Annotated in this window: 27 protein-coding genes; 20 read left to right on the top strand and 7 right to left on the bottom strand. The window is 67.0% G+C overall.

What is annotated here, in order from left to right; translation table 11 throughout:
- Positions 1–31 precede the first annotated feature (31 nt).
- The 8 genes from nrdR to HF203_RS09360 all read left to right on the top strand — a co-directional run bounded on the left by nrdR (position 32) and on the right by HF203_RS09360 (position 6,291).
- Positions 32–532, top strand: a complete 501-nt coding sequence (gene nrdR, locus HF203_RS09395; protein ID WP_168668981.1) for a transcriptional regulator NrdR — start codon at positions 32–34, stop codon at positions 530–532.
- On the top strand, positions 516–1,655 hold the full coding sequence (ribD, locus tag HF203_RS09390) for a bifunctional diaminohydroxyphosphoribosylaminopyrimidine deaminase/5-amino-6-(5-phosphoribosylamino)uracil reductase RibD (protein ID WP_246221717.1): 1,140 nt from the start codon (positions 516–518) through the stop codon (positions 1,653–1,655). The genes nrdR and ribD overlap by 17 nt, the downstream gene beginning before the upstream one ends.
- Before the next feature lie 81 nt (positions 1,656–1,736).
- A complete protein-coding gene (locus tag HF203_RS09385; protein ID WP_168668978.1) occupies positions 1,737–2,393 on the top strand; it encodes a riboflavin synthase in 657 nt (218 codons plus the stop codon).
- A gap of 338 nt (positions 2,394–2,731) precedes the next feature.
- Positions 2,732–3,865 carry a bifunctional 3,4-dihydroxy-2-butanone-4-phosphate synthase/GTP cyclohydrolase II gene (ribBA, locus tag HF203_RS09380; RefSeq protein WP_168668976.1) on the top strand — a complete coding sequence of 378 codons (1,134 nt, stop codon included), beginning with the start codon at positions 2,732–2,734 and terminating at the stop codon, positions 3,863–3,865.
- 14 nt (positions 3,866–3,879) lie between these two features.
- Positions 3,880–4,350 (top strand): 6,7-dimethyl-8-ribityllumazine synthase, encoded by a 471-nt coding sequence (ribH, locus tag HF203_RS09375; RefSeq protein ID WP_168668974.1) that lies wholly within the window; start codon positions 3,880–3,882, stop codon positions 4,348–4,350.
- 1 nt (position 4,351) lies between these two features.
- On the top strand, positions 4,352–4,861 hold the full coding sequence (gene nusB, locus HF203_RS09370; RefSeq protein ID WP_168668972.1) for a transcription antitermination factor NusB: 510 nt from the start codon (positions 4,352–4,354) through the stop codon (positions 4,859–4,861).
- Positions 4,851–5,813, top strand: a complete 963-nt coding sequence (thiL, locus tag HF203_RS09365; RefSeq protein ID WP_168669026.1) for a thiamine-phosphate kinase — start codon at positions 4,851–4,853, stop codon at positions 5,811–5,813. Before nusB ends, thiL begins: the two co-directional genes overlap by 11 nt.
- Positions 5,791–6,291 carry a phosphatidylglycerophosphatase A family protein gene (locus HF203_RS09360; RefSeq protein WP_168668970.1) on the top strand — a complete coding sequence of 167 codons (501 nt, stop codon included), beginning with the start codon at positions 5,791–5,793 and terminating at the stop codon, positions 6,289–6,291. Before thiL ends, HF203_RS09360 begins: the two co-directional genes overlap by 23 nt.
- Positions 6,292–6,342: 51 nt before the next feature.
- Here the strand turns inward: HF203_RS09360 and HF203_RS09355 are convergent, their stop codons facing one another.
- Positions 6,343–6,717, bottom strand: coding sequence for a PilZ domain-containing protein (locus tag HF203_RS09355; protein WP_168668968.1), 375 nt, complete (start codon positions 6,715–6,717; stop codon positions 6,343–6,345).
- Positions 6,718–6,827: 110 nt separating this feature from the next.
- On the opposite strand from HF203_RS09355, the gene HF203_RS09350 reads away from it, so the two are divergent.
- Positions 6,828–6,971, top strand: a complete 144-nt coding sequence (locus tag HF203_RS09350) for a hypothetical protein (protein ID WP_168668966.1) — start codon at positions 6,828–6,830, stop codon at positions 6,969–6,971.
- Here HF203_RS09350 and HF203_RS09345 read toward each other — a convergent pair.
- Both HF203_RS09345 and HF203_RS09340 read right to left on the bottom strand, forming a co-directional pair.
- Positions 6,968–8,701: a cation acetate symporter gene (locus HF203_RS09345; protein ID WP_168668964.1), complete on the bottom strand. Its 1,734-nt coding sequence runs from the start codon at positions 8,699–8,701 to the stop codon at positions 6,968–6,970. The genes HF203_RS09350 and HF203_RS09345 overlap by 4 nt on opposite strands.
- Complete coding sequence (locus HF203_RS09340) at positions 8,698–9,006, bottom strand: DUF485 domain-containing protein (RefSeq protein ID WP_168668962.1); 309 nt, start codon at positions 9,004–9,006, stop codon at positions 8,698–8,700. The genes HF203_RS09345 and HF203_RS09340 overlap by 4 nt, the downstream gene beginning before the upstream one ends.
- A 619-nt stretch (positions 9,007–9,625) precedes the next feature.
- Between HF203_RS09340 and HF203_RS09335 the strand changes: the two genes are divergently transcribed.
- The gene (locus HF203_RS09335) at positions 9,626–10,699 is read left to right on the top strand and encodes a DUF2333 family protein (RefSeq protein WP_168668960.1); all 1,074 of its coding nucleotides are present in this window, start codon (positions 9,626–9,628) and stop codon (positions 10,697–10,699) included.
- 46 nt (positions 10,700–10,745) lie between these two features.
- On the opposite strand, the gene HF203_RS09330 is transcribed toward HF203_RS09335, so the two are convergent.
- Both HF203_RS09330 and HF203_RS09325 read right to left on the bottom strand, forming a co-directional pair.
- Positions 10,746–11,156, bottom strand: coding sequence for a hypothetical protein (locus HF203_RS09330; protein ID WP_168668958.1), 411 nt, complete (start codon positions 11,154–11,156; stop codon positions 10,746–10,748).
- 78 nt (positions 11,157–11,234) lie between these two features.
- Positions 11,235–12,209: a hydrolase gene (locus HF203_RS09325; RefSeq protein ID WP_168668956.1), complete on the bottom strand. Its 975-nt coding sequence runs from the start codon at positions 12,207–12,209 to the stop codon at positions 11,235–11,237.
- A 222-nt stretch (positions 12,210–12,431) separates the two neighbouring features.
- Between HF203_RS09325 and HF203_RS09320 the strand changes: the two genes are divergently transcribed.
- From HF203_RS09320 to pufA (HF203_RS09275), 10 genes are all read left to right on the top strand, one after another.
- Entirely contained in the window at positions 12,432–13,781 is a 1,350-nt protein-coding gene (locus HF203_RS09320; RefSeq protein WP_168668954.1) for a TolC family outer membrane protein, read from the top strand.
- An 81-nt stretch (positions 13,782–13,862) separates the two neighbouring features.
- On the top strand, positions 13,863–14,969 hold the full coding sequence (gene aroC / locus HF203_RS09315) for a chorismate synthase (RefSeq protein WP_168668952.1): 1,107 nt from the start codon (positions 13,863–13,865) through the stop codon (positions 14,967–14,969).
- 37 nt (positions 14,970–15,006) lie between these two features.
- A complete protein-coding gene (locus tag HF203_RS09310) occupies positions 15,007–16,161 on the top strand; it encodes an MFS transporter (RefSeq protein ID WP_168668950.1) in 1,155 nt (384 codons plus the stop codon).
- A gap of 114 nt (positions 16,162–16,275) precedes the next feature.
- The gene (gene glgX, locus HF203_RS09305; protein ID WP_168668948.1) at positions 16,276–18,372 is read left to right on the top strand and encodes a glycogen debranching protein GlgX; all 2,097 of its coding nucleotides are present in this window, start codon (positions 16,276–16,278) and stop codon (positions 18,370–18,372) included.
- Positions 18,373–19,170: 798 nt separating this feature from the next.
- Positions 19,171–20,406: a polysaccharide deacetylase family protein gene (locus HF203_RS09300; protein WP_168668946.1), complete on the top strand. Its 1,236-nt coding sequence runs from the start codon at positions 19,171–19,173 to the stop codon at positions 20,404–20,406.
- Between the two features lie 66 nt (positions 20,407–20,472).
- Positions 20,473–21,240, top strand: coding sequence for a hypothetical protein (locus tag HF203_RS09295; RefSeq protein ID WP_168668944.1), 768 nt, complete (start codon positions 20,473–20,475; stop codon positions 21,238–21,240).
- Positions 21,241–21,243: 3 nt separating this feature from the next.
- Positions 21,244–22,707 carry a glycogen synthase gene (locus tag HF203_RS09290; protein ID WP_168668942.1) on the top strand — a complete coding sequence of 488 codons (1,464 nt, stop codon included), beginning with the start codon at positions 21,244–21,246 and terminating at the stop codon, positions 22,705–22,707.
- A 321-nt stretch (positions 22,708–23,028) separates the two neighbouring features.
- A complete protein-coding gene (pufA, locus tag HF203_RS09285) occupies positions 23,029–23,346 on the top strand; it encodes a light-harvesting antenna LH1, alpha subunit (protein ID WP_168668940.1) in 318 nt (105 codons plus the stop codon).
- Positions 23,347–23,436: 90 nt separating this feature from the next.
- Positions 23,437–23,577: a light-harvesting antenna LH1, beta subunit gene (gene pufB, locus HF203_RS09280; RefSeq protein WP_062277812.1), complete on the top strand. Its 141-nt coding sequence runs from the start codon at positions 23,437–23,439 to the stop codon at positions 23,575–23,577.
- A 48-nt stretch (positions 23,578–23,625) separates the two neighbouring features.
- The gene (pufA, locus tag HF203_RS09275) at positions 23,626–23,781 is read left to right on the top strand and encodes a light-harvesting antenna LH1, alpha subunit (protein ID WP_082806275.1); all 156 of its coding nucleotides are present in this window, start codon (positions 23,626–23,628) and stop codon (positions 23,779–23,781) included.
- 87 nt (positions 23,782–23,868) lie between these two features.
- Here pufA (HF203_RS09275) and HF203_RS09270 read toward each other — a convergent pair whose 3' ends face one another.
- Both HF203_RS09270 and HF203_RS09265 read right to left on the bottom strand, forming a co-directional pair.
- Positions 23,869–24,348 (bottom strand): hydrogenase maturation protease, encoded by a 480-nt coding sequence (locus HF203_RS09270; protein ID WP_168668938.1) that lies wholly within the window; start codon positions 24,346–24,348, stop codon positions 23,869–23,871.
- A complete protein-coding gene (locus HF203_RS09265; RefSeq protein ID WP_168668936.1) occupies positions 24,336–25,772 on the bottom strand; it encodes a Ni/Fe hydrogenase subunit alpha in 1,437 nt (478 codons plus the stop codon). Before HF203_RS09265 ends, HF203_RS09270 begins: the two co-directional genes overlap by 13 nt.
- Between the last annotated feature and the right edge of the window lie 22 nt (positions 25,773–25,794).

Here is a 25,794-nt window from a genome sequence, read left to right as displayed (position 1 = left end):
CTGCCCCCCGCCGACGCTGGAGGGCTAGAGCGTGCGCTGTCCATTCTGCGGGGCCCAGGACACCAAGGTCGTCGACTCGCGTCTGTTCGACGAAGGTGACCAGGTGCGCCGCCGGCGCAAGTGCGTGGTCTGCGAGGAGCGCTTTACCACCTACGAGCGCGCCGAACTCAACCTGCCTCGGATCGTCAAGCGCGACGGTACCCGGGTGCCCTTCGATCCTGACAAGCTGCGCTCGGGGATGATGCGGGCGCTGGAGAAGCGCCCGGTCGGTACCGCCGAGATCGAGGCGGCGCTCTCGCGCATCCGTCGTACCCTGATGTCCTGTGGCGAGAGCGAGGTCGACTCGATGCGCCTCGGTGACCTGGTGATGGATGAGCTGCGTGGGCTCGATCAGGTCGCCTACGTACGCTTCGCCTCGGTTTATCGCAAGTTCGAGGACGTGGCCGCCTTCCGCGCCGAGATCGAGCGGCTCGAGCGCGAGCCGGTCGGCACGACGACGGCAGCGGATGATGATGATGGCGACCCCGATTGAGGCCACGCCCACGGACCAGGCCTGGATGGCGCGCGCGCTGCGCCTAGCCGAGCAGGGGCGCTATAGCACCGCGCCCAACCCGCGCGTCGGCTGTGTGATCGTGCGTGACGGCGTGTTGGTCGGCGAGGGCTGGCACCGGCGCGCCGGCGGCCCGCACGCCGAGCGCCACGCCCTGGCCGCCGCCGGTGAGCGCGCGCGCGGGGCCACCGTCTACGTCACCCTCGAGCCCTGTAGCCATCACGGTCGCACCCCGCCGTGCGCCGAGGCGCTGGTCGAGGCGGGGGTCGGTCGGGTGGTCTGCGCCATGGTCGATCCCAACCCCCGGGTTGCGGGTCGCGGCATCGCCCGGCTCGAGGCCGCCGGCATCGCCACCCTGGTCGGGGTGCAGGCCGCCGCCGCCGAGGCGCTCAACCCGGGGTTCGTGCAGCGGATGCGCGCGGGCCGTCCGCTGGTGCGCTGCAAGCTCGCCGCGAGCCTCGATGGTCGCACCGCGATGGCCGACGGCGAGAGCCGCTGGATCACCTCCGAGCAGGCACGCGCCGACGTGCAGCGGCTGCGTGCGGGCAGCGGCGCGATCCTCACTGGGGTTGAGACCCTGCTCGTCGACGACCCCAGTCTCAACGTCCGGCTGGCACCCGAGGCGCTGCCCGGGCTGATGCCCGACGACCCGGTGCTGCAGCCGCTGCGGGTGGTGCTCGACAGTCGCTGGCGCACGCCGCCGACGGCGCGGATGCTGGGGCTGCCCGGCACCACCCTGGTGGTCGGCGCGACGCCAGACTCGGTGCGCCAGCGCGCGCTTGTTGCCGCCGGTGCCGAGACCTTGGTCTGCGGCGGTGCTGACGGGCGCGTCGATCTCGCCGCGCTGCTCGCCGAGCTGGGACGACGCGAGGTCAACGAGGCGCTGATCGAGAGCGGTCCGACCCTGGCCGGGGCGGCGCTCGCCGCCGGGCTGGTCGATGAGCTGGTGGTCTATCTCGCCCCGCACCTGATGGGTGACTGCGCCCGCGGGCTGGCGCGCCTGCCCGGTGTCGAGCAGATGGCCGACCGGCTCGCGCTGGCCTTCGTCGATGTCCGTCGCATCGGCCCTGATCTGCGCCTGTTGCTGCGTCCGTCGGCGCGCTAGCGGCGGCCTTGGTCCGCACCGGCGCCCCCGTCCCCCGATCCAATCTCGACGCCGTCGCGCGTCATCGCTGAGGAGTCCGTCATGTTCACCGGAATCATCCAGGCCGTTGGGCGTATCGCGCGCCAGGAGTCGCGCGGCGGCGATGTCAGGCTGCACATCGATACCGCCGATCTCGATCTCTCGAGCACCGCGCTCGGCGACAGCATCGCGGTCAACGGCGTCTGTCTGACCGCAGTCGAGCTGGGGGCCGCGCGCTTTGCCGCCGATGTCTCGCGCGAGACCCTGTCGCTGACCACCTTGGGCGCATTGGGGCAGGGCGGCGCGGTCAATCTGGAGCGCGCGCTCACCCTCTCGACTCCGCTCGGCGGTCATCTGGTCAGCGGTCATGTCGACGGCCTGGGCGAGGTGCTGGAGGTCGGCGCCGATGGCCGCTCGACCCGACTTCGGATCCGCGCCCCGGACGCGCTGGCGCGCTATATCGCGCCCAAGGGCTCGATCTGCATCGACGGCACCAGCCTCACCGTCAACCGTGTCGAGGGTGCGGTGTTCGAACTCAACATCGTCCCCCACACCTTGGAGGAGACCATCATCGGTGGCTATCGCGCCGGCAGCCGGGTCAACCTCGAGGTCGACCTGATCGCCCGCTATCTCGAACGCCTGGTGCTCGGCGAACAGGCCGCCGCACCCGAGGGCGAGCGCATCACCCGCGACTTCCTCAGTCGTCACGGGTTCGGCTGAGACCGCCTTCGCCGGCCGCCAGAAGATTGAACCGCAAAGCCGCAAAGGGCGCAAAGAAGACAAAGGCCTCCAGCGATCAGCCTCCAGTCGGCTACTGGGCGTGCACCTTCGACAGCAGCATGGCTTGCCATCACCAGCGCACCCGTCCTTGGCGCCAGTGTTTGAGAACAGGCCGCCACTGACGGCCGAACGCTGGCAACTTGAACCTCTTCGCGGCCTTTGCGGCTTTGCGGTTCAATCTGCCAGCCGCTGTCGGCTGGTCCGCGACCGCTTCCGTCCACGCAAGCGCTTGACCGTCTGTTAAACTTATCGGCTTCGCTCGAAAAGACCCATTTGCTATGAGCCATACCGGCCTGAACACGACCGAGGAGATCATCGCCGAGCTGCGCGCCGGGCGCATGGTGGTGATCATGGACGACGAGGATCGCGAGAACGAGGGCGATCTACTGCTTCCGGCCGACTGCGTGACCCCGGAGGCGATCAATTTCATGGCCAAGTACGGTCGTGGCCTGATCTGTCTGACCCTCACCCACGAGCGCTGCGAGCAGCTGCGCCTGGCACCGATGGTCAGCGACAACCAGGCCCCGCACGCGACCGCCTTCACCGTCTCGATCGAGGCCGCCCGGGGTGTCACCACCGGGATCTCCGCGGCCGATCGCGCCACCACGGTGCGTGCCGCAGTGGCCCCCGAGGCGACCGAGCGCGATCTGGTGCAGCCGGGACACATCTTCCCGCTGATGGCCCAGCCCGGCGGGGTGCTGGTGCGTGCCGGTCATACCGAGGCCGGGTGCGATCTCGCGCGGCTCGCCGGCTTCACCCCGGCGGCGGTGATCGTCGAGGTCCTCAACGAGGACGGCACCATGGCGCGGCGCCCCGATCTCGAGCGCTTTGCCGCGACCCATGGGCTGAAGATCGGCACCATCGCTGATCTCATCCAGTATCGGGTGCGCAACGAGCGTGCGGTGGTGCGCGAGGGCGGCTGCGACCTACCCACGCCCTATGGCACCTTCAAGCTGCATGCCTATCGCGACAGCATCGATCACGAGTTGCACCTGGCGCTGACCCTCGGTGAGATCGAGCCGGAGCGCCCGACCCTGGTGCGGGTACACCTGCAAAACAGCCTCTGCGACCTGTTCGAGGCCGATCACGGCGCCTGCGGCTGGCCGTTGCGCGATGTGATGCGTCAGATCGCCGAGGCCGGCGAGGGCGTGATCGTGGTGTTGCGCAATCGTGACCGGGCCGAGGATCTGTTGGCGCGGATCAAGGACTTCCATTTTCACGACCGTGACGACGAGGTGCCGCCGCGTCGGCAGCAAGACGGTCATGCGCTGCGCACCTTCGGTATCGGCGCGCAGATCCTCGCTGACCTGGGTGTGCGCAAGATGCGTGTGATGAGCGCGCCCAAGTCGATGCATGCCATCTCCGGGTTCGATCTGGAGGTGGTCGAGTACACCGGTGGTCGCCAATCCTGAGAGGACAAACCGAGATGACCATTCATACCATCGAAGGCACCATGCGTGCCGATGGCGCGCGCTTCTGTCTGCTGGTGGCGCGCTGGAACAACTTCGTCGTCGACAGCCTGGAGCGAGGCGCGATCGATGCGCTGCGTCGTCACGGGGTCGAGGAGTCGGACATCACCATCGTGCGCGTACCCGGCGCCTTCGAGATGCCGGTGGCCGCTGAACAGATCGCCGCGCGCGGTGGTTTCGATGCCATCGTCGCCCTCGGTGCGGTGATCCGCGGTGGTACGCCGCACTTCGAGTATGTCGCCAACGAGTGCGTCAAGGGGCTCGCCCAGGTCGGTCTCGGCCACCGGTTGCCGATCGCCTTCGGTGTGCTCACCGTCGATAGCATCGAGCAGGCGATCGAGCGTGCCGGCACTAAGGCCGGCAACAAGGGTGCCGAGGCCGCGCTCTCGGCCTTGGAGATGGTCTCGCTGGCACGGCAGTTCGACTGAGATGGTGAGTCCACGCACCCAGGCGCGTCGTTATGCGGCGCTGGCCCTCTATCAGTGGCGCCTCACCGGTGAGGACCCGATGGCGATCAAGCGCCACATGCTCGACGACCCGACCTGGCTCGATGCCGTCTCGGCCTCGCTGCAGGGCATCGAGGAGGATGAGGCGTTGGCCTCGGCCCAGCGCTTTCGCTTCAACCTTGAGCTGTTCGAACAGTTGCTCGCCGGGGTTCCCGAGCGCATCGAGCCGATCGACGCCCAGCTCACCCGTTTTCTCGATCGCCCGATCGAGCAGGTCGATCCGGTGGAATTGGCGATCCTGCGCATCGGTGCCTTCGAGATCCTGTTCTCGGCGTCGATCCCCGACGGGGTGGCGATCAACGAGGCCGTCGAGCTGACCAAGCTGCTCGGTGCCCACGAGGGACACAAGTACGTCAACGGCGTGCTCGACAAGATCGCTCGTCATCAGGCGGTGGCGCGCCGCGCCGCCGAGCGCCCCGGTGGTGAAGGCTGAGCCCGGCGCCGAGTTCGCGCTGATCGGGGCGCACTTCGCCGGGCTCGGTGCGGCACGCGAGGACGTGCTGCTCGGGGTCGGTGACGACTGCGCCCTGTTGCGGGTGCCGCCGGGGCAGTCGTTGGCCGTCAGCCTCGACACCCTGGTCGCCGGCGTCCACTTCTTCCCCGACTGTGATCCCCATGCCCTCGGTCACAAGACCCTGGCGGTGAGCCTCAGTGATCTCGCCGCGATGGGGGCCGAGCCGGCCTGGGCAACCCTGGCGCTGACCCTGCCCGAGTCCGATCCGGCGTGGCTCGCGGCCTTCGCCGCCGGGCTCGGCGAGCTGGCCCGTGCCCACGGGGTGCGGCTGGTCGGTGGCGACACCACCCGGGGGCCGTTGACCATCACCTTGCAGCTCCAGGGGCTGGTGCCGCCCGAGGCGGCGCTGCGACGCGATGGCGCGTGCGCGGGCGATTGCATCTGGGTCAGCGGCACCCTGGGCGATGCGGCGCTGGCGCTCGCCGAGCTGCAGGCCGGTCGCGATCCCGATGCGGCGCTGCGCGCGCGGCTCGAACGCCCGACCCCGAGGGTCGCGCTCGGGCGGGCGTTGCGCGGCATCGCCAGTGCCGCGATCGACCTCTCCGACGGGCTCGTCGCCGATCTCGGGCACGTGCTCGCCGCCTCCGGCGTCGGTGCCGAGCTGCGGCTCGATGCGCTGCCGCTCGGCGAGGCGGTGGCTGCGCGTACGGACTGGTCACTCGCGCTCGCCGGTGGCGACGACTACGAGCTCTGTTTCTGCGCCTCGCCCGGTCGCGACGGCGAGATCCTGGCGCTGGGGCAGCGTCTCGGCTGTCGCCTGACCCCGATCGGCACCATCCGCGGCGATGACGACGCGCTGCGCTGCCTGCTGCCCGACGGCACCGAGCTGAACCCCACGAGGAGGGGCTATGACCACTTCGCCGGCGTCTGAGCGCTCGGCGCGCGCGGGCTTCGACCCGCGTCGTGCACATCATTGGATCGCCTTCGGGCTCGGCTCTGGGCTGGCGCCGCGCGCGCCTGGTACCTTCGGCACCCTGGCGGCGATCCCGCTCTATTTGCTGTTCGCCGGGCTGTCCTGGCCCTTCTATCTCGGCGTGCTGGTGCTCGCCACTGGCATCGGCATCTGGGCCTGTGGGCGCACCGCGCGCGAGCTGGGGTTGCATGATCCCTCGGCAATCGTGTGGGACGAATTCGTCGGCTTCTGGCTGACGATGGCGGTTGCGCCGGCCGGGTGGGGCTGGATCCTCGCCGGGTTCCTGTTGTTCCGGCTGTTCGATATCTGGAAGCCCTGGCCGGTGCGTCTCGCCGATCGACATGTGGAGGGCGGGCTCGGCATCATGCTCGATGATCTGATCGCCGGCGCCATGGCCGCGCTGGTCCTCGTCGTCGGCGCGGCCTGGTTGGGCTGAGTGGGTGGGGACGTCGGGTGGCGCGCCGTCCTGCTGGCGCGTGCAGTGGGGTCAGTGGGTGGCGTGGACGCCGGTGCCGTTGTAGCGGTCGAGCCGTGCCGGATAGGCCGGCGGCTCGCAGAAGGCGATGCCGATCACCCAGTGCTGGGCGTCGGGCGCGGCCTCGACCCAGACGACGGCGCCGATCACCTGTACCGGCTCGAGCGCATCCTCCAAGGCCATCTCCAGCAATAGGCGCGAGCGGATGGCGAAACGCTCGCCGGCGCTGACGCACATCCCCCCTTCACCGATATCACGTCCGTTGACATGATGGATGTGCTGGCGCAGTTCGACGCGTTCTCCAGAGAGCGGGATCAAGCGGGCCGGCCCGCTCCAGTCGCGGCGTTCGTATCGGCGTCGCTCTGCATTCTCACGATCTGCATACATGATCTCTTCATCCTCCTCGGTTCCGTCGGTTCAATCCGCTGTTTTTTATTGTTTTTATAAAGTATAGACGGTGCCTCGCCGAGTGCGCGGGCAGGGGAGGATGCGGGTAGGTGCCCCACACTTGGCCGCAGGCCTGGGCGAGGCTCGGTGGTGGAGGCAGTCCGGGACTGCGCCCGGACGTGTTCGGTTGGAGCGTGGTGGCGCGTCCCTGCGCCCTGGTCGCCGCCCGTGAGGGCGGCGACCACTTCCTCTAGTGGCTTGCGGCCCCCTCGGCGCCGATTCCAGTCTCGCAGCGGATACGCTGGGCACGGTAGGCAATGCGTTCGCGCTGGGCCTGCTCGGAGTTGTCGAGTAGCGAGACCAGCCAGATGAAGAAGAAGGCGACGGGGATGGAGACGATCGCCGGGTTGTCGAGTCCGATCAGGCCGATCGGGACCGGGGCACCGTCCGGGCCGGGTGCGGTGTGACCGAGCACGTCGCCCCACACCGCCTTCGACATCACCGTCAGCACCACCGCGCTGAACAGACCGGCGAAGCCACCGGCCAGCGCCCCCCTGGTGGTCATCCGTCCCCAGAAGATCGAGGCGACCAGGACCGGGAAGTTGGCGCTAGCGGCGATGGCGAAGGCCAGTCCGACCATGAAGGCGACGTTCTGGCTCTCGAAGGCGATGCCCAGGCCGATGGCGACCAGCCCCAACCCGAAGGTGGCGAAGCGCGAGATGCGGATCTCGGTGGCCTCACTACCACGCCCGCGCGCGATCACGCTAGCATAGAGGTCGTGGGAGATGGCCGAGGCGCCGGCCAGGGTCAGCCCGGCGACCACCGCGAGGATGGTGGCGAAGGCCACCGCCGAGATGAAGCCGAGGAAGAGGTTGCCGCCGATGGCCTCGGCAAGTCGGACCGCGACCATGTTGGTCCCACCGTCGACACCGCTGATCAGGCGTTCGCTGAGTACCGCACCCTCTGCGCTCAGGGCCTCGGGCTTGAAGAACTCGGGGTGCTGGGCGAGCAGCACAATCGCCGCGAAGCCGATGATGAAGGTGAGGATGTAGAAGTAGCCGATGAAGCCGGTGGCATAGAACACCGACTTACGTGCCTCCTTGGCGTCGGGAACGGTGAAGAAACGCATCAAGATGTGCGGCAGGCCGGCAGTTCCGAACATCAGCGCCAGCCCCAGCGAGATGGCATTGATCGGATCCTGAACCAGCGATCCCGGCCCCATGATGTCGAGCCCCGTGGGGTGGATCTCGGTGGCCTGACGGAACATCTCCTCGGGTGAAAAACCGAAGGCCGAGAGCGCGGCGAAGGCCATGAAGGTGGTGCCTGAGAGCAGCAGTACCGCCTTGATGATCTGCACCCAGGTGGTGGCAGTCATGCCGCCGAAGATGACATAGATCATCATCAGCACGCCGACGGCGACCACCGCCATCCAGTAATCGAGCCCGAACAGCAACTCGATCAGTTTGCCGGCGCCGACCATCTGTGCGATCAGGTAGAAGGCCACCACCACCAGCGAGGAGAGCGCCGCCATGGTGCGGATCTGGGTCTGACCGAAGCGGTAGGAGGCGACATCGGCGAAGGTGAACTTGCCGAGGTTACGAATCTGCTCGGCGAGCAGGAACATGATCACCGGCCAACCGACGAGGAAGCCGATTGAGTAGATCAGGCCGTCGTAACCGGAGGCGAAGACCAGTCCGGAGATGCCGAGGAAGGAGGCGGCGGACATGAAGTCACCGGCGATTGCCAGGCCGTTCTGCATCCCCGAGATCCCGCCGCCGGCGGTATAAAAGTCCTTAGCGCTGCGGGTGCGGCGCGCCGCCCAGTAGGTGATGCCGAGGGTGGCGACCACGAAGGTCAAGAACATGCTGATGGCGGTGATGTTGACCGCCTGGCGCTCCACCGGTCCGCTCATGGCGGGGGCGGCGGCGAGGGCGAAGGGAACGAGCAGGGCGCCGAGTACACCCCAGGGTGCGAGACGTCTCATCGTGCCTCCTCCTGAATGGTCTTGGTCAGGCGGTCGAAGCGACCGTTGGCGCGGGCGACGTAGAGCCCGGTGAGCAAGAAGGCGCTGAGGATGATCAGGATCCCGAGCGGCATGCCGACGGTGGTGATCGCGCCCTCGGCGACGGGGACGGCCAGCAGCTCGGGGGCAAAGGCGATGGTGAGGATGAAGCCGTAGTAGATGGCCAGCATCAGGAGGGTCAGTACCCAGGCGAAACGCTTGCGTGACCTGACCAACTCCTGGTAGTGCGGATTCGCCTCGATGGCGTCGATCGTTTTTCGTTGCATGGGTCTACCCGAACACGATGAATGGGGTTGTGCGCTGACTCGGCGCCGCGTGCCGCCACCACCGGCCCCAGACTCGGCCGTATGGCACTCAGCGTCTGTGTCACGGGTCCACTGGCAGGGCGTGCGGCGCGGTTGTCGCTATCCGCACAAAACAAAGGGGAGTGACCGATTCTCTTGGTCGTTCACTGTGGGTGTCAACAAAAAGTTGATGCGTTATCTCAATCGCATGGATTGCGAAACCCTTGGCAGGCACCCAGTCTCGAACACATCGAATTCGGTGGGGACGCTTCGAACGGCGCTGTCACCGGGCGCGCGGGCCGGTGGGGAGAGGCCGCGCGTCGCAGACCGCGGGGGAACGTTTGTCGCTTCGGAGAGTCTTTAGCCAACACCGCATAGACCCGGGTCGGCATCGAGTGGAGAATGGGGCGGTCGGGAACGCCGGCCTGCCTCGCACCTGCCCCGCCGGGTGGCATCGCGCAGGTCGCTGGTGCGCGCGGACCCTGTTGGTCGAGGGGTGCGCACGGCCCGGGTCGCGGTACGACGACTTTTTGGACGACGTCCCCGTGTCGCTACGGGGATGGCGTCCTCAGCAGACTTTCAGTCAGTAAGGAGTAAAGCGATGGACCTCAACCTATCCAACCTCAGGGCTGGACTCAATCGCCGGGTCAAGCACCTGATGAACCTCTATGACCCACGTATCTGGCGCGAGAAAGGCATCTGGTGGACCAGTGGTCTGTTCCTGTTGACCTATCTGTTGGTGGTGCTGGTGCTCGGCATCGTCTGGTCACGCTCCCCGGCTGAGTTCGATGTGCGCGAGAGCACTCTGGAGATGGTCGGTGGCGACGAGGCCAAGCTGGTCCCGGGCAGCCTGACCACGGCCACCGCCATCCGCATCGTCGAGACCCTGCTCGACAAGCCCGGCGGCTATCTCAGCAACGACATCATGCCGCCCGGGGTCTATCTCGACAACATGCCTAGCTGGGAGTTTGGCGCCCTGACCGAGGTGCGCGACCTGGTCGACTCGTTGCGTAACCATCTCAGTCGCGCCCAGTCGCAGTCGATCGAGGACGTCGATCTGCAGATCGCCCAGCCGCAGTTCAACTACAACGCCAGCTCCTGGATCCTGCCCTCGAGCGAGTCCGAATACCGCAAGGGTGTCGATGCCCTGTATCGCTATCTCGAACGGCTCACCGATGATCGTGCACAGGACGGCCAGTTCTTCGCCCGCGCCGATAACCTGACGATGTATCTGGGGCTGGTGGAGAAGCGCCTGGGGAGTCTGGCGCAGCGTCTGTCCTACGCCGTCGGTCAGCGTCAGCTCAACACCGACCTGGCTGGTGATCCAAGTGCGCGCCAGGCGACGGCGGCCCCGGAGGAGCGGCTGCAGAAGACCCCGTGGAACCAGATCGACGACGTCTTCTTCGAGGCGCGCGGCTATACCTGGGCGTTGCTCCATACCCTCCAGGCGATCGAGGGTGACTTCAAGCCGGTGCTCGAGAACAAGAACGCCCTGGTCTCGCTGCGTCAGATCATCCGCAAGCTCGAGGAGACGCAGAGTCCGATCTGGAGCCCGCTGATCCTCAACGGCACCGGGTTCGGCCCGATGGCTAATCACTCGCTGGTGATGGCTTCCTATATCTCGCGAGCCAACGCGGCGATCATCGAGCTGCGCACCCTGCTCGAACTCGGCTGATCGCAAGGGCGGCGAGACGCCGCCCGCTCATCCGGCGGCCGGGGGATCAGTCCTCGGCCGCTGTCGTCGCCCTCGTCTGCGGGGCGTCATCGTCAGCCGGCTGGACGGCGCCGGGGCGGTAGCGCGCCTCACACACGGCCACGCACTCCCCGTACTGGATGCGGCAGATGCGCAGGTCGGCACCGAGGCAGGTGTCGGGCTTCAGACAGCCGATGCCACGGTTGGCGACACAGGTCTCGTAGTCCTCTCCGACCATCTCGATATGGGTCTGGCACTCGCGTTCGCGCAGCTGCTGGCGCTGTTCGCAGTGGGTGCGGGTGATCTCGCAGCGTGCCAGACAGGTCCGCGACTGCGGGTCATGGGCCTTGAAGTCGGTGCTGGTCGTGGTGGTGGCGCAACCACCCAGGCTCAGTACGAGCAAGGCGGCGGCGAGGGCAGGGGCGAATGCTAGCGGCATCGGCGGGGTTCTCCTTCGAAAATGGGCGAAGACTACCATATCGGTCTCGGGGCAAAGAGGGTGTCGCGACACTCGGGATCAGCCGTCGGCGGCGCCTGCGCGCAGGGCGATGAGTTGGTCGAGGATACGCTGCTCGAGCCAGTAGACCGGGCGCCAGGGGTGTCTGCCAGAGACGAAGCCGACGTGACCGCCGTGGCGGCTTAGCTCCAGGGTGACGCCCGGCCCGAGTTCATGCGCCATCGGGACCGTGGAGGGATACATGAAGGGGTCGTCGGCGGCATGGATGATCAGCGTCGGGGTGGTGATCCCGCGCAGATAGCCGCGGCAGCTCGAACGGCTGTAGTAGTCGAAGACCCCGGCAAAGCCGTTGAGCGGCGCGGTGATCCGGTCGTCGAAGTCGTTGAAATCACGGATTCGATCGAGGTCGGTCGACAGCGGCAGGGGGCGCCCGGCGAACTTGCGTCGCAGGTTGGCCTTGAGCCGGTCGAGCAGATGGCGGCGATAGACCCTCGAGAGCCCCCGATTGAAACGCAGCATACCGTCACGCAACACGAAGGGGACGGAGACGGCGATCGCCGCGCCGACCCGCGTGGAGTCGCGTTCGCCGAGATATTTGAGCAACAGATTGGCGCCGAGCGAGAAGCCGACGGCCGCCAGTGGCTCGCCCTCGGGGTCGGCGGCGAGCTGCTCGAGCACCTCGGCGAGGTCCTCCGAGGCCCCCGAATGATAGGAGCGATCGAGCCGGTTGGGCTCCGCCGAACAGCCGCGCAGGTGCATGAACACCGGCTGGAAGCCGGCGCCCTCGAGGGCGCGGATCAGCGAGCCGGCGTAGTGCGACTCGAGGTTACCCTCGAGCCCGTGGATCAGGACCACCCGTGGACCGACGGGGCGACCGATGGCGAGGTCGATGAAATCGCCGTCACTGAGTTCGATGCGCCGTGGGGTCAGGTCGAGCGTCGGGCGCGGTCGCAGCAGCGCCGGCCAGACGGTCTGCAAATGGGGCCCGGGCAACCACCAGGCGGGACGGAAGTCGCTAGCGACGAGACGTGCCATCGTTGGGGAATCCTCGTGAGCGGGGAGCGGCGGGCGGTCTGCGCGGGGCGGGGGCGTCCGGTCGGGGCAGGGCGCCGACACATTGAGGGCGGGCCCGCTTCTCCCCTATACTGCAACGCAAGCATGATGACGGAATCCCGTCTCGATTGGAACCATCGCCTCCGGATCCAAACACGATGTCCTGCCATCGTGCGCGGGTCTGCACCCAGGAAACCAAATCCGATGCGGAAAACCCTTCCGACTTTGATCGCGGCTCTTCTGTGCGGGATCGCGCCGCTGAGCCAGGCCGAGGATCTGTTGCAGATCTATGACATGGCCGCGCAGAGCGCGCCCACCCTGCGTGAGGCCGAGCAGCGTCTGTTCGCCTCCCGCGAGGCCCGTCCCCAGGCTCAGGCCCTGCTGCTGCCGAGCCTGAGCGTGCAGGGCGACGTCGACTACCAGAGCGTCGACAGCAGCGGTACCAGCACCTTCGGCAGCTTCGATCGCTATGACAAGTACGGCACCCAAGGGCTGCAGGCGGTCGTCAACCAGACCGTCTACGACCGTGCCAGTTGGATGACCCTGAAGCAGTCCGATCACGTCATCGCCCAGGCCGAGGCGGAGTTCCGCGACTCCCAGCTCGAACTCATGGTCCAGACCACCGAGGCCTACTTCAACGTGCTGCGCGCCGCCGACGCGGTGACCGTGCAGGAGGCGTTGCTGCGTGCCAACGAGCGTCAGCTCGAGCAGTCGCGCCAACGCTTCGAGGTCGGCCTGGTGGCGATCACCGACGTCAATGAGAGTCAGGCCGCCTACGACCGCTCGCGTGCCGACCTGATCACCGCGCGCAACGACCTCGACAACGCCTGGGAGGCATTGCGCACCATCGTCGGCCCGATCCAGGTGCCGCTGGCGCGCCTTGGTGACCGCCTGCCGCTCTCGCCGCCTGAGCCCAACGAGATCGAGGTCTGGGCCAAGACCGCGGTGCGCAGTAACTACGGCATCATCGCCGCGAGCGAGGCGGCGAACGCCGCGCGCAAGGCCATCGAGATCGAGCGTTCCGGTCACTACCCCTCGGTCAACCTCCAGGCCGGCTATGATGTCTCGCGCTCCGATGCCAACTTCAACACCGACTCCGATACCGGCTTCGTCGGTCTGAGCGTCAACATCCCGGTGTTCCAAGGCGGGGCGGTGAGTTCGCGGACCCGCGAGGCCGGTTACAACTTCCGCGCCGCCCAGGACCGACTCGACCAGACCCGCCGCCAGGTCAGCCAGCAGGTCAAGGACGCCTACCGCGGTATCCTCTCGAGCATCGAGGACGTCAAGGCCCGCCAGGCCTCGATCGTCTCGGCGCGCTCGGCGCTGGAATCGACCCAGGCCGGGCTCGAGGTCGGCACCCGCACCCAGGTCGACGTGCTCAACGCCCAGCGTAATCTCTTCCAGGCCGAGTTCGAGTACCTGAGCGCGCGCTACAACTACATCGTCAACGGGGTCAAGCTGCACCAGGCCACCAGCACCCTGAGCCGCGAGGTCCTGGCCAAGGGCAACGCCTGGCTCAATCCCGATGACGTGGTGGCCCCGCCGCGCTATTGATCCGTCGGGCCGTACCGGTGTCCCCGGTGCGGCCCCTTGCCCGAAACCCTCAACCTTGCTCAAGTCGTCTGGATCCCGATCATGTCTGGAAGCAGTCTCGGTAAACTGTTCGTCGTCTCCGGTTTCGGCGAGAGCCACGGGCCGGCCATCGGCGGTATGGTCGACGGCTGTCCGCCCGGGCTGGCGCTGTGCGCGGCCGACCTGCAGCGCGATCTCGATCGGCGCAAGCCGGGGCAGTCGCGCCATACCACCCAACGGCGCGAGTCCGACACCGTCGAGATCCTCTCCGGGGTGTTCGAGGGCCGCACTACGGGCGCCCCGATCGGGCTGCTGATCCGCAACGAGGACCAGCGCTCCAAGGACTACTCCGAGATCGCCACTCGCTATCGCCCCGGTCATGCCGACTACTGCTACGACCAGAAGTACGGTCATCGCGACTATCGCGGTGGCGGGCGTTCCTCGGCGCGCGAGACGGCGGTGCGGGTCGCCGCCGGGGCGATCGCCAAGAAGTACCTGGCCGAGCAGGCCGGGGTACGGATCCGCGGTCACCTCTCCCAGCTCGGACCGATCCGCCCGCGCGGCTTCGACTGGGCGGCGGTCGAGTCCAACCCCTTCTTCTGGCCGTGCCGCGAGAGCGTGCCGGAGCTCGAGCGCTTCATGGATGAGCTGCGCAAGTCCGGCGACTCGATCGGCGCGGCGCTCACCGTGGTCGCCGAGGGCATGCCCGTCGGGCTCGGCGAGCCGATCTACGACCGGCTCGACGCCGACATCGCCCACGCGATGATGGGGATCAACGCGGTCAAGGGGGTCGAGATCGGTGACGGCTTCGCCTGTGTCGAACAGCGCGGCAGCGAGCATCGCGACGAGATGACCCCGGAGGGCTTCCTCTCCAACCACGCCGGCGGGGTGCTCGGTGGCATCTCCTCGGGCCAGGATCTGGTGGTGCGTATCGCCCTCAAGCCGACCTCGAGCATCCGCATCCCCGGGCGCTCGATCGATCGCGATGGCAATCCCGTCGAGGTCGTCACCAAGGGGCGCCATGATCCCTGCGTGGGGATCCGCGCCACGCCGATCGCCGAGGCGGTGCTGGCGATCGTGCTGATGGACCACCTGCTGCGCCACCGCGCCCAGAACGCCTCCACCCAGGCGCCGCTGCCGCCGATCGCCGCCCGCGCCCCCGAGGTCTGAGTCGGTGCGCGGCGCCAGGCCGGCGCGCGCCCCAGTCATGCCCTACTGGCGCCTCTCCGGTTTCTATTTCTTCTATTTCGCCTCGCTCGGGGCGTTGGTGCCCTATTGGGGGCTGTATCTGCAGGCCCAGGGGTTCGATGCCCTGGCCATCGGCCAGCTGATGGCGATCCTCTATGCCACTAAGATCGTCGCCCCGCTGGTCTGGGGACAATTGGCCGATCGCAGCGGCCGGCGGATGCCGCTGGTACGGCTCGCGGCGCTGCTCTCGATCGTGCTCTTCGGTCTGATCTTCATCGGCGAGGGGTTCTGGGCCACGGCGCTGGCGATGGCGCTGTTCAGCTTCTTCTGGAACGCCTCGTTACCGCAGCTCGAGGCGGTGACCTTCAATCATCTCCGTCACCGCCCGACCCGCTATGCGTTGGTGCGGCTGTGGGGCTCGGTCGGTTTCATCCTGGTGGTGCTCGGCCTGGGGCTGGCGCTGCATGCCCACTCGCTCTCGATCCTGCCCTGGTGGGTGCTGGCGGTGTTCGTCGGTATCTGGCTGAGCAGCCTGCTGATCCCCGACAGTGCGCCGGCGCGCCCCGAGGCGTCGACGCCTCGGCTCAATGCCCTGTTGCGCCGTCCCGAGGTGCTGGCCTTCTTCGCCGCCTGTCTGCTGATGCAGCTCGCCCATGGGATCTATTACGCCTTCTATTCGATCCATCTCGAGGCCAACGGCTATGGTACCGATGCCGTCGGGGGGCTGTGGGCGCTCGGGGTGATCGCGGAGGTGGCTATTTTTCTGGTCACGCATCGGCTGCTCGAGCGCTTTGGGGCGCGACGGGTGTTGCTCTGGAGTCTGGGGTTGGCGGTGGCGCGTTGGCTGGTGATCGGTGCTTGGGTCGAGCTGGTATGGCTGCAGGCGTGCGCCCAGCTGTTGCATGCGGCCACCTTCGGTACCTTTCATGCTGCGGCGATCCATTGGGTTCACCATGCCTTCCCAGGGCGTACCCAGGGGCGTGGTCAGGCGCTCTACAGCGCCTTGAGCTTCGGCGCCGGTGGTGCCGCCGGGAGCCTGATCGGTGGGGTGTTGTGGGAAGACGCCGGGGCGCTGCTGACCTTTGGGGTCGCAGCCCTGGCCTCGCTGTTGGGCTGGTGGCTGGCTTGGCGCTGGCTCACCCCGGCGCTGCCGCAGACCGTCTCGGCCGATTGAAGCAGGGTGCTCTGGCGCCCATGCTATGATCACAGCCCGTGTGATGCGCCGTGGTGCGTCACGTCCTTTGCCACCCGTTCGGTGGCCTCCGCCATTCAGGGCCGCGCATTCGTCATGGCCGCTCGCAATGCTCCGTTTCACACCCTGCCCGGACATCGTCATCCGCCCGGGGCGACCGTCGAGGACGCAGGGGTCAACTTCTCGGTCTTCAGTCGCCATGCCACGGGGGCCGAGCTGTTGCTCTATGCCGGTGCCGAGAGCGCCGAGCCTTTCCAGGTCATCCGACTCGACCCCGAGGTCAATCACACCTTCTTCTCCTGGCACGTGCTGGTGGTCGATCTGCCCCCGGGGACCTACTACACCTGGCGTATGGATGGCCCCTTCGATCCGCAGGGCAATGGCTGGCGCTTCGACCCGGAGGTCGAGCTGGTCGACCCCTGGGCGCGCGCGGTCAACGTCTGTGGCTGGGACCGCTGGCGCCGTCAGGTCGAGGGTGTGTGTCCCCACGACTCGCCGCGTGGCGTGGTGCTCGCCGAGGAGTACGACTGGGAGGGCGACACCCCGCTGCGCCGTCCCTGGGAGGAGACCATCATCTACGAGCTGCACGTCGGTGGCTTCACCAAGCACCCGAGCGCCGGGGTCGCGCACCCGGGGACCTTCCTCGGGCTGATCGAGAAGATCCCCTATCTGCGTGCACTCGGGATCAGTCACGTCGAGCTGATGCCGGTGATGGCCTTCGACGAACAGGACGTGCCGCCGGCGGTGTGGCAGGCGGGGCTGCGCAACTACTGGGGCTACAGCAGCTACGGCTTCTTCTCGCCGCACCCTGGCTATTGCGTCGACCCCGAGGCCGGTTGTCATCGCCGCGAGTTCCGTGACCTGGTCAAGGCGCTGCATCGCGCCGGGATTGGGGTCATCCTCGATGTGGTCTTCAACCACACCAGTGAAGGTGGGGCGGGGGGACCGACCCTGACCTTCAAGGGCTTCGGCAATGAGACTTTCTACTGTCTCGATGTGCTCGATCGGCGCATCTATCTCGATTTCACCGGCTGTGGCAACACCGTCAACGCCAATCACCCGTTGGTGGCGCGCTATATCATCGACGCGCTCGAGTACTGGGTGCGCGAGATGCACGTCGACGGCTTCCGCTTTGACCTGGCCAGCGCCATGGCACGCGACGCCGACGGCCAGCCGCTGGCCAATCCGCCGGTGCTGTGGGGGATCGAACTCTCCGATACCCTGGCCACCAGCCGGATCATCGCCGAGGCCTGGGATGCCGCCGGGCTCTATCAGGTCGGCAGCTTCCCGGGGTATCGCTGGATGGAATGGAACGGTCACTATCGCGATGTGATCCGCCGCTTCGTGCGTGGTGATCGTGGGCTGGTGGCCGAGGTCGCCACCCGGCTCGCCGGCAGCAGCGATCTCTACCAGGCCAATCTCCGTCACCCGCTCAACAGCGTCAACTTCGTCACCTGTCACGACGGCTTCACCCTCTGGGACCTGGTCTCCTACACCCACAAACGCAATCTCGCCAACGCCGAGGACAACCGTGACGGCACCGACGACGACCTGAGCTGGAACTGCGGCATCGAGGGCGAGACTGACGATCCCGAGGTATTGGCGCTGCGGCGGCGTCAGGCCAAGAACCTGCTCGCGCTGCTACTGCTCAGCCAGGGTGTGCCGATGTTGCTCGCCGGCGACGAGGTGCTGCGCACCCAGGGTGGTAACAACAATGCCTGGTGTCAGGACAACGCCGCCAACTGGTTCGATTGGTCGCTGGTCGAGCGCAATGCCACCATGCTGCGCTTCGTGCGTGGATTGGTCGCGTTGCGCCGACGTCATCCGAGCTTACGGCGGCGCCATTTCCTCACCGGTCAGCCGCGTCCGGGGAGCAGTCTTGCGGACATCAGCTGGCACGGGCTCGAACCCGATCAACCGCCCTGGGACGATCCAGAGGCGCGGGTGCTGGCCTTTACCTTGGCGTCGCTGTGCGAGACCGAGCCAGCGCTCTATGTGGCGATCAACATGGACCCCGAGGCGCGGCGTTTCACTGTCCCGCAATTGCCCGGTGGGGCCTGGTATCGTGCCCTCGACACCGCTCGTGCGGCGCCCACCGACCTGATCGAGCCCGAGCTGCAACCCTGCCATCGCGCCTCGGTGTTGTTGGTGCGTGGCCGTAGCCTGGTGGTACTCGAGGGACGGAGCGAATAGGGGCCGCTAGCGGCCAGGGGATTGAACCGCAAAGTCGCCAAGGACGCGAAGGGGAATAGCGCCCGGCTGTCAGCGTCCAGCTCCCAGTGGGTGTAATTCCTCCTGCCATCGGCGCAAGACGTCAGTCGCTGCCGCCTGTATCTCCCTGCTGTTGGCTGTTGGCTGATCGCTTTCTTTGCGTCCTTCGCGGTTCAATCCGCTGGCGGCCGCCTGGTGGCGATGTTGGGTTGCCCGTCCTGGAGTCCCGAGGATTCGTCGATCGGTGGTGTATGGGCAACCCAACCTACGGGCTGCTATCGGCGCAAGACGTCAGTCGCTGCCGCCTGTATCTCCCTACTGTTGGCTGATCGCTTTCTTTACGTCCTTCGCGGCTCAATCCGCTAGCGGCCGCCTGGTGGCGATGTTGGGTTGCCCGTCCTGGAGTCCCGAGGATTCGTCGATCGGTGGTGTATGGGCAACCCAACCTACGGGCTGCCATCGGCGCAAGACATCAGTCGCTGCCGCCTGTATCTTCCCACTGGTGGCTGTCGGCTGAAGGCTGATTGCTTTCTTTGCGTCCTTCGCGCCTTCGCGGTTCAATCTTCTGGCCGCTGGCCGCTGGCCGCTGGCCGCTGGCCGCTGGCCGCTGGCCGCTGGCCGCTGGCCGCTGGCCGCTGGCCGCTGGCCGCTGGCCGCTGGCCGCTGGCCGCTGGCCGCTGGCCGCTGGCCCGCGCTTTACCCATCCCGCCCCATTGTTTAATGTGGGTTGGCTGGGCCCATGGATGTCATGGCGCCCGTCGACCCGCTCTTCAGACCCGGATGACCGTCACCAAGATCGCTCACGCCCTCGGGCTCCACATGCATCAGCCCCCGGGCAACCTGCGTCAACTCATCGAGACCCGCCCCGGGGAGGCCGAGCGGATCATCCGCTGTTATGAGCGGGTGGTGCGCTATGCCGAGCGCTTTCGCGATGTCGCGGTGTTCCACGTCGGGTTCTCCGGGGTCTTGCTCGAGCAGCTGCTCGATCCCGAGGTGGTGGTGCGCTACGGTGCCCTCGTCGACATCCCGGCGATGCTCGAGGGGTATCGGCGTGCGCCCAATATCGAGCTGGTCGGGATGGGCTATTCGCACCCGATCTTTCCGCTGATCGCGCGCGCCGACTGGTCTGAACAGCTGGCGCGTGGTCGTGGCCTGGTTGAACGTGTCTTCGGGCGCGCGCCACGGGGTTTCTGGCCGCCGGAACTGGCCTTCACCATGGAGATGATCCCGGCGCTGGTGAAGGCCGGTTACGATTATGTGGTGGTCGATGGCGCCCAGGTGCGCCCGGCCGATGGCATGAGTGATGTATTGCGGCCCTATCTGGCCTGTCACCATGGCGCCTGTATCCGTGTCGTACCGCGCGATCGCGCGCTCTCTGCCGCTCAGCGGTCGGGATTGGATCCGGACTGGTTCGAGCGGGAGGTGGTCGGCCGGGTGGCAGGTTCACCACGTCCGCAGGCGATGCGTTTGCTCACCACCTGGTGCGATGGCGAGAATGGGGACTGGCTGCGCCAGCTCCACGAGCCCTCAGGGTTCTTCGGTCATTTCGTCGCGCCGCAGCTGGCACGTTGGCGCGATGGCGAGAGTGTGATCCGGCCGGTGTCGCTGGGTCGTTATCTCGATGACTTCCAGCCGCGTGTCCATGCCCGGGTCCAGGCCGGGTGCTGGAATGTCGATGCCGAGATCGGAGACGAGCTCTCGCGCTGGACCGCCAGCGCCGGACAGCGGGCGGCGGTGGCCGAATTGGCGCGGCTGAGCGAGCGTTATTGGGCCTTGGTACGTGAGTCGGCGCGGGATCGCTGGGATGATGCCCTGATCGCCGCCCGTCAGCAGATCCTCGAGGCCGAGACCAGCTGTTATCTGTACTGGGGCGAGGCCTGGTTGCCGTATCTGCGCCACCGCCTGGAGACCACGGCGTGTGCCCTCGCGGCGCTCGAGCGCGGACGCGGGTGTTGCGAGATGCCGCCACTGGCGAGCACTCGCCACGCCCCGGGGTTGGCCGAGGCCGAGGTCTGAGCAGTCCCATCTCGAAGAGGAGCGCAGACGATCGATATCCAGCAAGAGGCCGAGCTCGATATGGCCATGCCGACGGCGGGCGGTGTGGCGCCGACCCCGGACCTGCGGCCTGCGCCGCACCCGCTCGCCCCTGAATTTCCCGCGCCGTGGCCTGGTACCGAGGTGGTGCTGTTCGAGACCGCCGCTGGCGGTATCGGCGCGAGCTGGTCACTGGCTGCGGCGGACGTGGCGCGTGTGGTCTCGCTCTTTGGGGCCACGGGCGCGCACCCGCGACTGCGGTTGCTGCGTCGCGAGGCCGATGGCGACACCTCGCTGGTGGTGGAGCGAGTGTTGCGTGAGCGTGCCCCGAGGGGCACGGTGGTGCTGGCCGAGGCGCTACCGAGCGCTGATTACCATGCCGAAATCGGTCTCGCCGATGGCGCCGCCGGTTGGGTGATGCTCGCTCGCTCCGAGTCCTTCCTCCATGGCCGCGGTATCGAGGTCGAGCGCGTACGCCGCCGTGCGATGATGCGATCGGGGAACGTACCCGAGACGGGGGCCGGACCGGTGGCGACGGAGACCGGGGAGGTGGCGCGGTTGTCGTTGCCCGGGGTGATCCCGAGGCTCGACTACGCCACCCCGGCGCCACCGGCCGCGGGGGTGGTGATCGAGGCGCGATTGTGTGTCTCGGGATGGGCGCCACCGGGGTGTGAGATCGACCTCTTCGGTCAACCCTATCGGGTGGGGCCCGGTGGCCGCTTCCAGCTCGATTGCGTGGTCGACGACCCTGCATTGTTGCGCGCGGCACTGGCGCAGCATCCACCGGCCCTGCCGCCGCGTCCCGAGGAGGAGTAAGCGATGCGTGTGGTCATGGTCGCAGCCGAGTGTGCCCCTATCGCCAAGGTCGGCGGGCTCGGCGACTTCATCCACGGGTTGTCGCGCGCGCTGGTCGCCGCCGGGGCCACGGTCCAGGTACTGTTGCCCTACTATCGGGGGTTGTTGTCGGAGCGCTGGGTGTCGCTGCTCGAGCCCCTCGACGAGGGGGTGTCGATCCCGTTCGACGGTGGCACACTCGCCTGTGCCTGCTGGCGTCTGCGTGTCGAGGGACTCGAGTGCATCCTGATCGATCCGGCGGGTGACTGGTTCCGTCGCGCGCGTCTCTATGGCGAGCCCGACGACGGTTTGCGCTTCGCGCTGTTCGCGCGCGCGGCCGACGCACTGTTGCGGCGCCCCGGTTGGCGACCCGACATCATCCATTGTCACGATTGGCAGAGCGCGCTGTTGCCGGTGTTGCGGTCAGCGCCAGGGGCTGACATCGACGCACCTGCCCGTGTCTGTATCACCCTGCATAACCTCGCCCATCAGGGGGTGATCGAACCCGCGCTGCTGACTCGGCTCGGTGTCGATGTCGAGGCGCTGCTCGCGCCTGGACCATTCGATGATCCGGGCGCGCCTGGACGGGCCAATCTGTTGCGTGGCGCGATCGATCGTGCCGATTTCGTCAACACCGTCTCTCCGCGTTATGCCTGGGAGGTACTGCACACCGAACAGGGGATGGGGCTACAGGGGTTGTTGCAGGCGCATGCTGACAAGTTCGGGGGCATCCTCAACGGTATCGATGACGCGGTCTGGGATCCTGCGCAGGATCCACTGATCCCGACCCACTACGGTACTGACACCTTGGCCCTCAAGGCCCATGATCGGCTGGCCTTGCGTCGTCGTTTGGGGTTGTGTGCGCGCACCGCGCCGATCCTTGCCTTGATTGGCCGGCTCGATGCCCAGAAGGGTGTCGAACTGATCCTCTCCGGTATCGACAGTGCGCTTGCACTTGGCTACCAGGTGGTCCTGCTCGGCTCAGCGCCGGATCCGGTCGTGGCGACACGCTTTGCCGCCAAGCGCGCTGCCCTGGCCGATTGTCCTGATGCCCATCTCGAGCTCGGCTTCGACGAGGGGTTGGCGCATCTCATCTATGCCGGTGCCGACATGATCCTGGTGCCGAGCCGCTACGAACCCTGTGGGTTGACCCAGTTGATCGCGATGCGCTACGGCACCGTACCGTTGGTGCGTCGGGTCGGCGGCCTGGCCGATACCGTGATCGATGCCAACCACAGCGATCACCCCGTCGCGGAGCGTAATGGCTATCTGTTCGAGGCGCCGACCTGCACCGCCGTGCATGCGGTGTTGGCGCGCGCCGCCTGGCTGTGGCACCACCATCCCCACCACTTCCATCGCCTGCGGGTGAACGGGATGTCTGCCGATCATAGTTGGCGTCGGCCGGCGGCGCGTTATCTCGCACTTTATCGAGGTTTGCTCGGCGGGTGAGGCGGTGGGCCGGTGTTGGGTCGGCGGCGGTATTCAGTGGATTCGTGTCTTGCGAAAAGGAGGCGTTTGCTTGCCATAGGAGTCAAGCAACAACTGGGCCGATTATTGGATAGATTATTGAAAAAAGCCTGTATTCAGAGGCTTGAGCGGTGATGAAAAACAGTTGTCAAACTTTATTGACATCAGTGTGCGTCAAGCTAATATGACACCTGGGATCCCCAAGGGATTCTGAGGAATTTCACGATTGGTCCGTTGGATTGCGGGCCATTGCAGTCGCTCGATCACCGAGTCTCTATTCGTCATCCGCTGAGGAGGAGAATCATGCAGGTATTCGACTACAAGCCGAAGGAACAGGATTATCGGATCTGGTTGGTCGTCAATCCCTCGACTTGGCTGATTCCGATCCTGGCGGCGGTGCTGGTCGTCGCGCTCGCGGTTCACGTCTATGCCTTCTCGCTCCCGGGGCAGGGTTGGGAGGCGCCGGAGGCGGCCGTCTCCGAGGAGATGGCGGTGACCGAGGAGGCTGCACCGGCCGAGGGCGCCGCACCCGCCGAAGAGGCCGCTCCTGCCGAAGAGGCTGCACCCGCCGAAGAGGCTGCACCCGCCGAAGAGGCCCCGGCCATGCCCGAGACCGCTTGATCCGTCTCCGTCGTGACGGTGCCGTCAGTAACCGTTGCGACACCATCACCGCGACTGCGGTCGCGGTAATCCATGACCCATCGTTGGAGGATGACCCCAATGAGTCTTTCCGGACTGACCGACCAGCAGGCAAAGGAGTTCCACGAGCAGTTCAAGGTGACCTACACCGCGTTCGTCGGGCTTGCTGCGCTTGCCCACCTGTTCGTCATCGCGGCCAATCCCTGGTTCTGATCCCACGCCCACCGGCGTCCCTGACCATCACTCACAGAGAGAGTTGTCATGAGCGATATCGCAAAGCCGAAAAACCCCGATGACGATTGGAAGATCTGGCTCGTCGTCAATCCTGCCACTTGGCTGATGCCGATCCTGTTCGCCGTGCTGGTCGTCGCGCTCGCGGTGCATGCAGTGGTGTTCTCGATCGGTCTGGGCTGGTAACGGCCACCGATCCGGTGTCACCGACCGGCCCTTGACGGCCGTCGGTGAACCAGATCAACGGGGATGCGTTCGCGCATCCCCGTTTTGTTATGTGCGTGATGCGTCGTGCTCGGTGTCGCTCGGCGCTGATTCGAGCAGGCACTCGATGCGGGCGCGCACCGCTGGGATCATCCGCGCGACCTCGGGCGAGAGCCGGTAGCTGGCGTAGTCGAGCGAGGCGGCACCGACCGAGAGCAGCCAGGCCGTCGGGCGGTGCTCGTAGAGCGCCTCGCACCAGGCGAGCAGCTCACGCGGGTCGAGGAAGTGGGCCATGCTCGATCCGCCGGAGCGGCTCGGGTCGAGACGCTGACAGCGGATCTCGCCGGGCGCGGTATCGAGCGCGGCGTCGAGGAAGATCACCCGGTCGCAGTCGAGCAGCTCCGGGATCAGGTCGGCGGTGAGGATGTGGCGGGCATGGATCCGCAGGCGCGGATCGCTCGTCTCCGCGCCGAGCTGTTCGGCGAGCAGCGGGCCGAAGGCGTCGTCGCCGCGGATCGGGCTGCCGTAGCCGAGGATCAGGACTGGCATGTGCGCTCCAGGCGGTCGAGCAGCCGCTCGCGCTGATCGCGCAGCTCGATGACCATTGGCATCTGGCCGACGGCGTGCGAGGCGCAGGACAGGCAGGGGTCGTAGCAGCGGATCACCGCCTCGACCCGGTTGAGCATGCCCTCGTTCAAGTTGTCGCCGTCGACATAGGCCGCGGCGACCTGGCGGATGCTCTGGTTCATCGCCAGGTTGTTGTGACCGGTGGCGATCACCAGGTCGACCCAGGTGATCAGCCCCGTCTCGTCGATACGGTAGTGGTGCATCAGGGTGCCGCGCGGGGCCTCGGCGACACCGATCCCTTCGTCGCGATTGCTGCGCGCGCGGGCACGGACCCGAGTGTCGAGGATCTCGGGGTGCTTGAGCAGTCGCTCCATCATCTCCAGGGCGTAGATGATCTCGACCAGCCGCGCGTAGTGATAGTGGAAGCTGCTGCTCACCGGTCCGGACTCCTGCAGCATGCGGAACTCGGCGAGGGCGACGTCGGCATAGGGGGTGCCGCAGGCGTCGGCGTTGTTGAGCCGCGCCAGCGGGCCGACGCGATAGACCCCCTGGGGATAGCCGTGCGGCTTGTAGTAGGGGAACTTCATGTAGCTGAAGTCCTCGACCGCCTCGCCGATCAGTCGGGGGTATTCGTGTGGCGGCACCTGATCCTCGAGGATCCGGCCCTCGGCGTCCTTTACCCGCAACAGCCCGTCGTAGTGCTCGAGTCGTCCCTCGGGGCTGACCAGGCTGAGGAACAGGGTGGGGAAGTTGCCAAAGCGCGTCGCCTCGTCGCGAAAGCGCGGCAACAGTCCCTTGTAGAGGTCGTAGGTGCGCTTGGCGATCTCCAGGCCCTCGGGGAGCAGGGCGAGGATGGCGTCGCGTTGCTCGGCGCCGAGCGGCGTGCTCACCCCGCCCGGCACCACCCAGGTCGGGTGGATCTTCTTGCCGCCCAGGGTCTCGATGATCTGCTGACCGATCTGGCGCAGCCGGATGCCGTCGCGCGCGAGTTCGGGGTGCTGGCGCATCACCCCGAAGATGTTGCGGCTGGCCGGGTCGGCGTCCCAGCCGAGCAGCAGGTCGGGCGAGGAGAGGTGGAAGAAGGAGAGCGCATGCGACTGTGCCAGTTGGGCGAGGTTCATCACCCGGCGTAGCCGCTCGGCCGCCGGCGGGATGCTCACCGAGAGCAGGTGGTCGCAGGCCTTGTTGGAGGCGAGCAGGTGACTGACCGGGCAGATCCCGCAGGTGCGCGCGGTGAGCGCCGGCATCTCGCGATAGGGGCGGCCTTCGCAGAACTTCTCGAAGCCGCGGAACTGGGTGAGATGGAAGCGCGCGTCGGCGACCTCGCCCTGGTCGTCGAGCTGGAGGCTGATCCGGGCGTGTCCCTCGATGCGGGTGACCGGCTCGATGGTGATGGTGCGGCTCATGGTGTCCTCTCTCTCGGAGCGG

Source organism: Marichromatium bheemlicum, assembly GCF_012276755.1.
In the GTDB taxonomy this organism is placed as follows: Bacteria; Pseudomonadota; Gammaproteobacteria; order Chromatiales; family Chromatiaceae; genus Marichromatium; species Marichromatium bheemlicum.
The sequence above is the reverse complement of the archived record's forward strand: the minus strand, read 5'-3'. Positions and strand labels throughout refer to the sequence as shown.

Coding starts and splice junctions, on each gene's coding strand:
- ribD (WP_246221717.1), top strand. CDS start 516: ATGGCGACCCCGATTGAGGCCACGCCCACGGACCAGGCCTGGATGGCG.
- HF203_RS09385 (WP_168668978.1), top strand. CDS start 1,737: ATGTTCACCGGAATCATCCAGGCCGTTGGGCGTATCGCGCGCCAGGAG.
- ribBA (WP_168668976.1), top strand. CDS start 2,732: ATGAGCCATACCGGCCTGAACACGACCGAGGAGATCATCGCCGAGCTG.
- ribH (WP_168668974.1), top strand. CDS start 3,880: ATGACCATTCATACCATCGAAGGCACCATGCGTGCCGATGGCGCGCGC.
- nusB (WP_168668972.1), top strand. CDS start 4,352: ATGGTGAGTCCACGCACCCAGGCGCGTCGTTATGCGGCGCTGGCCCTC.
- HF203_RS09360 (WP_168668970.1), top strand. CDS start 5,791: ATGACCACTTCGCCGGCGTCTGAGCGCTCGGCGCGCGCGGGCTTCGAC.
- HF203_RS09355 (WP_168668968.1), bottom strand. CDS start 6,717: ATGTATGCAGATCGTGAGAATGCAGAGCGACGCCGATACGAACGCCGC.
- HF203_RS09345 (WP_168668964.1), bottom strand. CDS start 8,701: ATGAGACGTCTCGCACCCTGGGGTGTACTCGGCGCCCTGCTCGTTCCC.
- HF203_RS09340 (WP_168668962.1), bottom strand. CDS start 9,006: ATGCAACGAAAAACGATCGACGCCATCGAGGCGAATCCGCACTACCAG.
- HF203_RS09335 (WP_168668960.1), top strand. CDS start 9,626: ATGGACCTCAACCTATCCAACCTCAGGGCTGGACTCAATCGCCGGGTC.
- HF203_RS09330 (WP_168668958.1), bottom strand. CDS start 11,156: ATGCCGCTAGCATTCGCCCCTGCCCTCGCCGCCGCCTTGCTCGTACTG.
- HF203_RS09325 (WP_168668956.1), bottom strand. CDS start 12,209: ATGGCACGTCTCGTCGCTAGCGACTTCCGTCCCGCCTGGTGGTTGCCC.
- HF203_RS09320 (WP_168668954.1), top strand. CDS start 12,432: ATGCGGAAAACCCTTCCGACTTTGATCGCGGCTCTTCTGTGCGGGATC.
- aroC (WP_168668952.1), top strand. CDS start 13,863: ATGTCTGGAAGCAGTCTCGGTAAACTGTTCGTCGTCTCCGGTTTCGGC.
- HF203_RS09310 (WP_168668950.1), top strand. CDS start 15,007: ATGCCCTACTGGCGCCTCTCCGGTTTCTATTTCTTCTATTTCGCCTCG.
- glgX (WP_168668948.1), top strand. CDS start 16,276: ATGGCCGCTCGCAATGCTCCGTTTCACACCCTGCCCGGACATCGTCAT.
- HF203_RS09300 (WP_168668946.1), top strand. CDS start 19,171: ATGACCGTCACCAAGATCGCTCACGCCCTCGGGCTCCACATGCATCAG.
- HF203_RS09295 (WP_168668944.1), top strand. CDS start 20,473: ATGCCGACGGCGGGCGGTGTGGCGCCGACCCCGGACCTGCGGCCTGCG.
- HF203_RS09290 (WP_168668942.1), top strand. CDS start 21,244: ATGCGTGTGGTCATGGTCGCAGCCGAGTGTGCCCCTATCGCCAAGGTC.
- pufA (WP_168668940.1), top strand. CDS start 23,029: ATGCAGGTATTCGACTACAAGCCGAAGGAACAGGATTATCGGATCTGG.
- pufB (WP_062277812.1), top strand. CDS start 23,437: ATGACCCCAATGAGTCTTTCCGGACTGACCGACCAGCAGGCAAAGGAG.
- pufA (WP_082806275.1), top strand. CDS start 23,626: ATGAGCGATATCGCAAAGCCGAAAAACCCCGATGACGATTGGAAGATC.
- HF203_RS09270 (WP_168668938.1), bottom strand. CDS start 24,348: ATGCCAGTCCTGATCCTCGGCTACGGCAGCCCGATCCGCGGCGACGAC.
- HF203_RS09265 (WP_168668936.1), bottom strand. CDS start 25,772: ATGAGCCGCACCATCACCATCGAGCCGGTCACCCGCATCGAGGGACAC.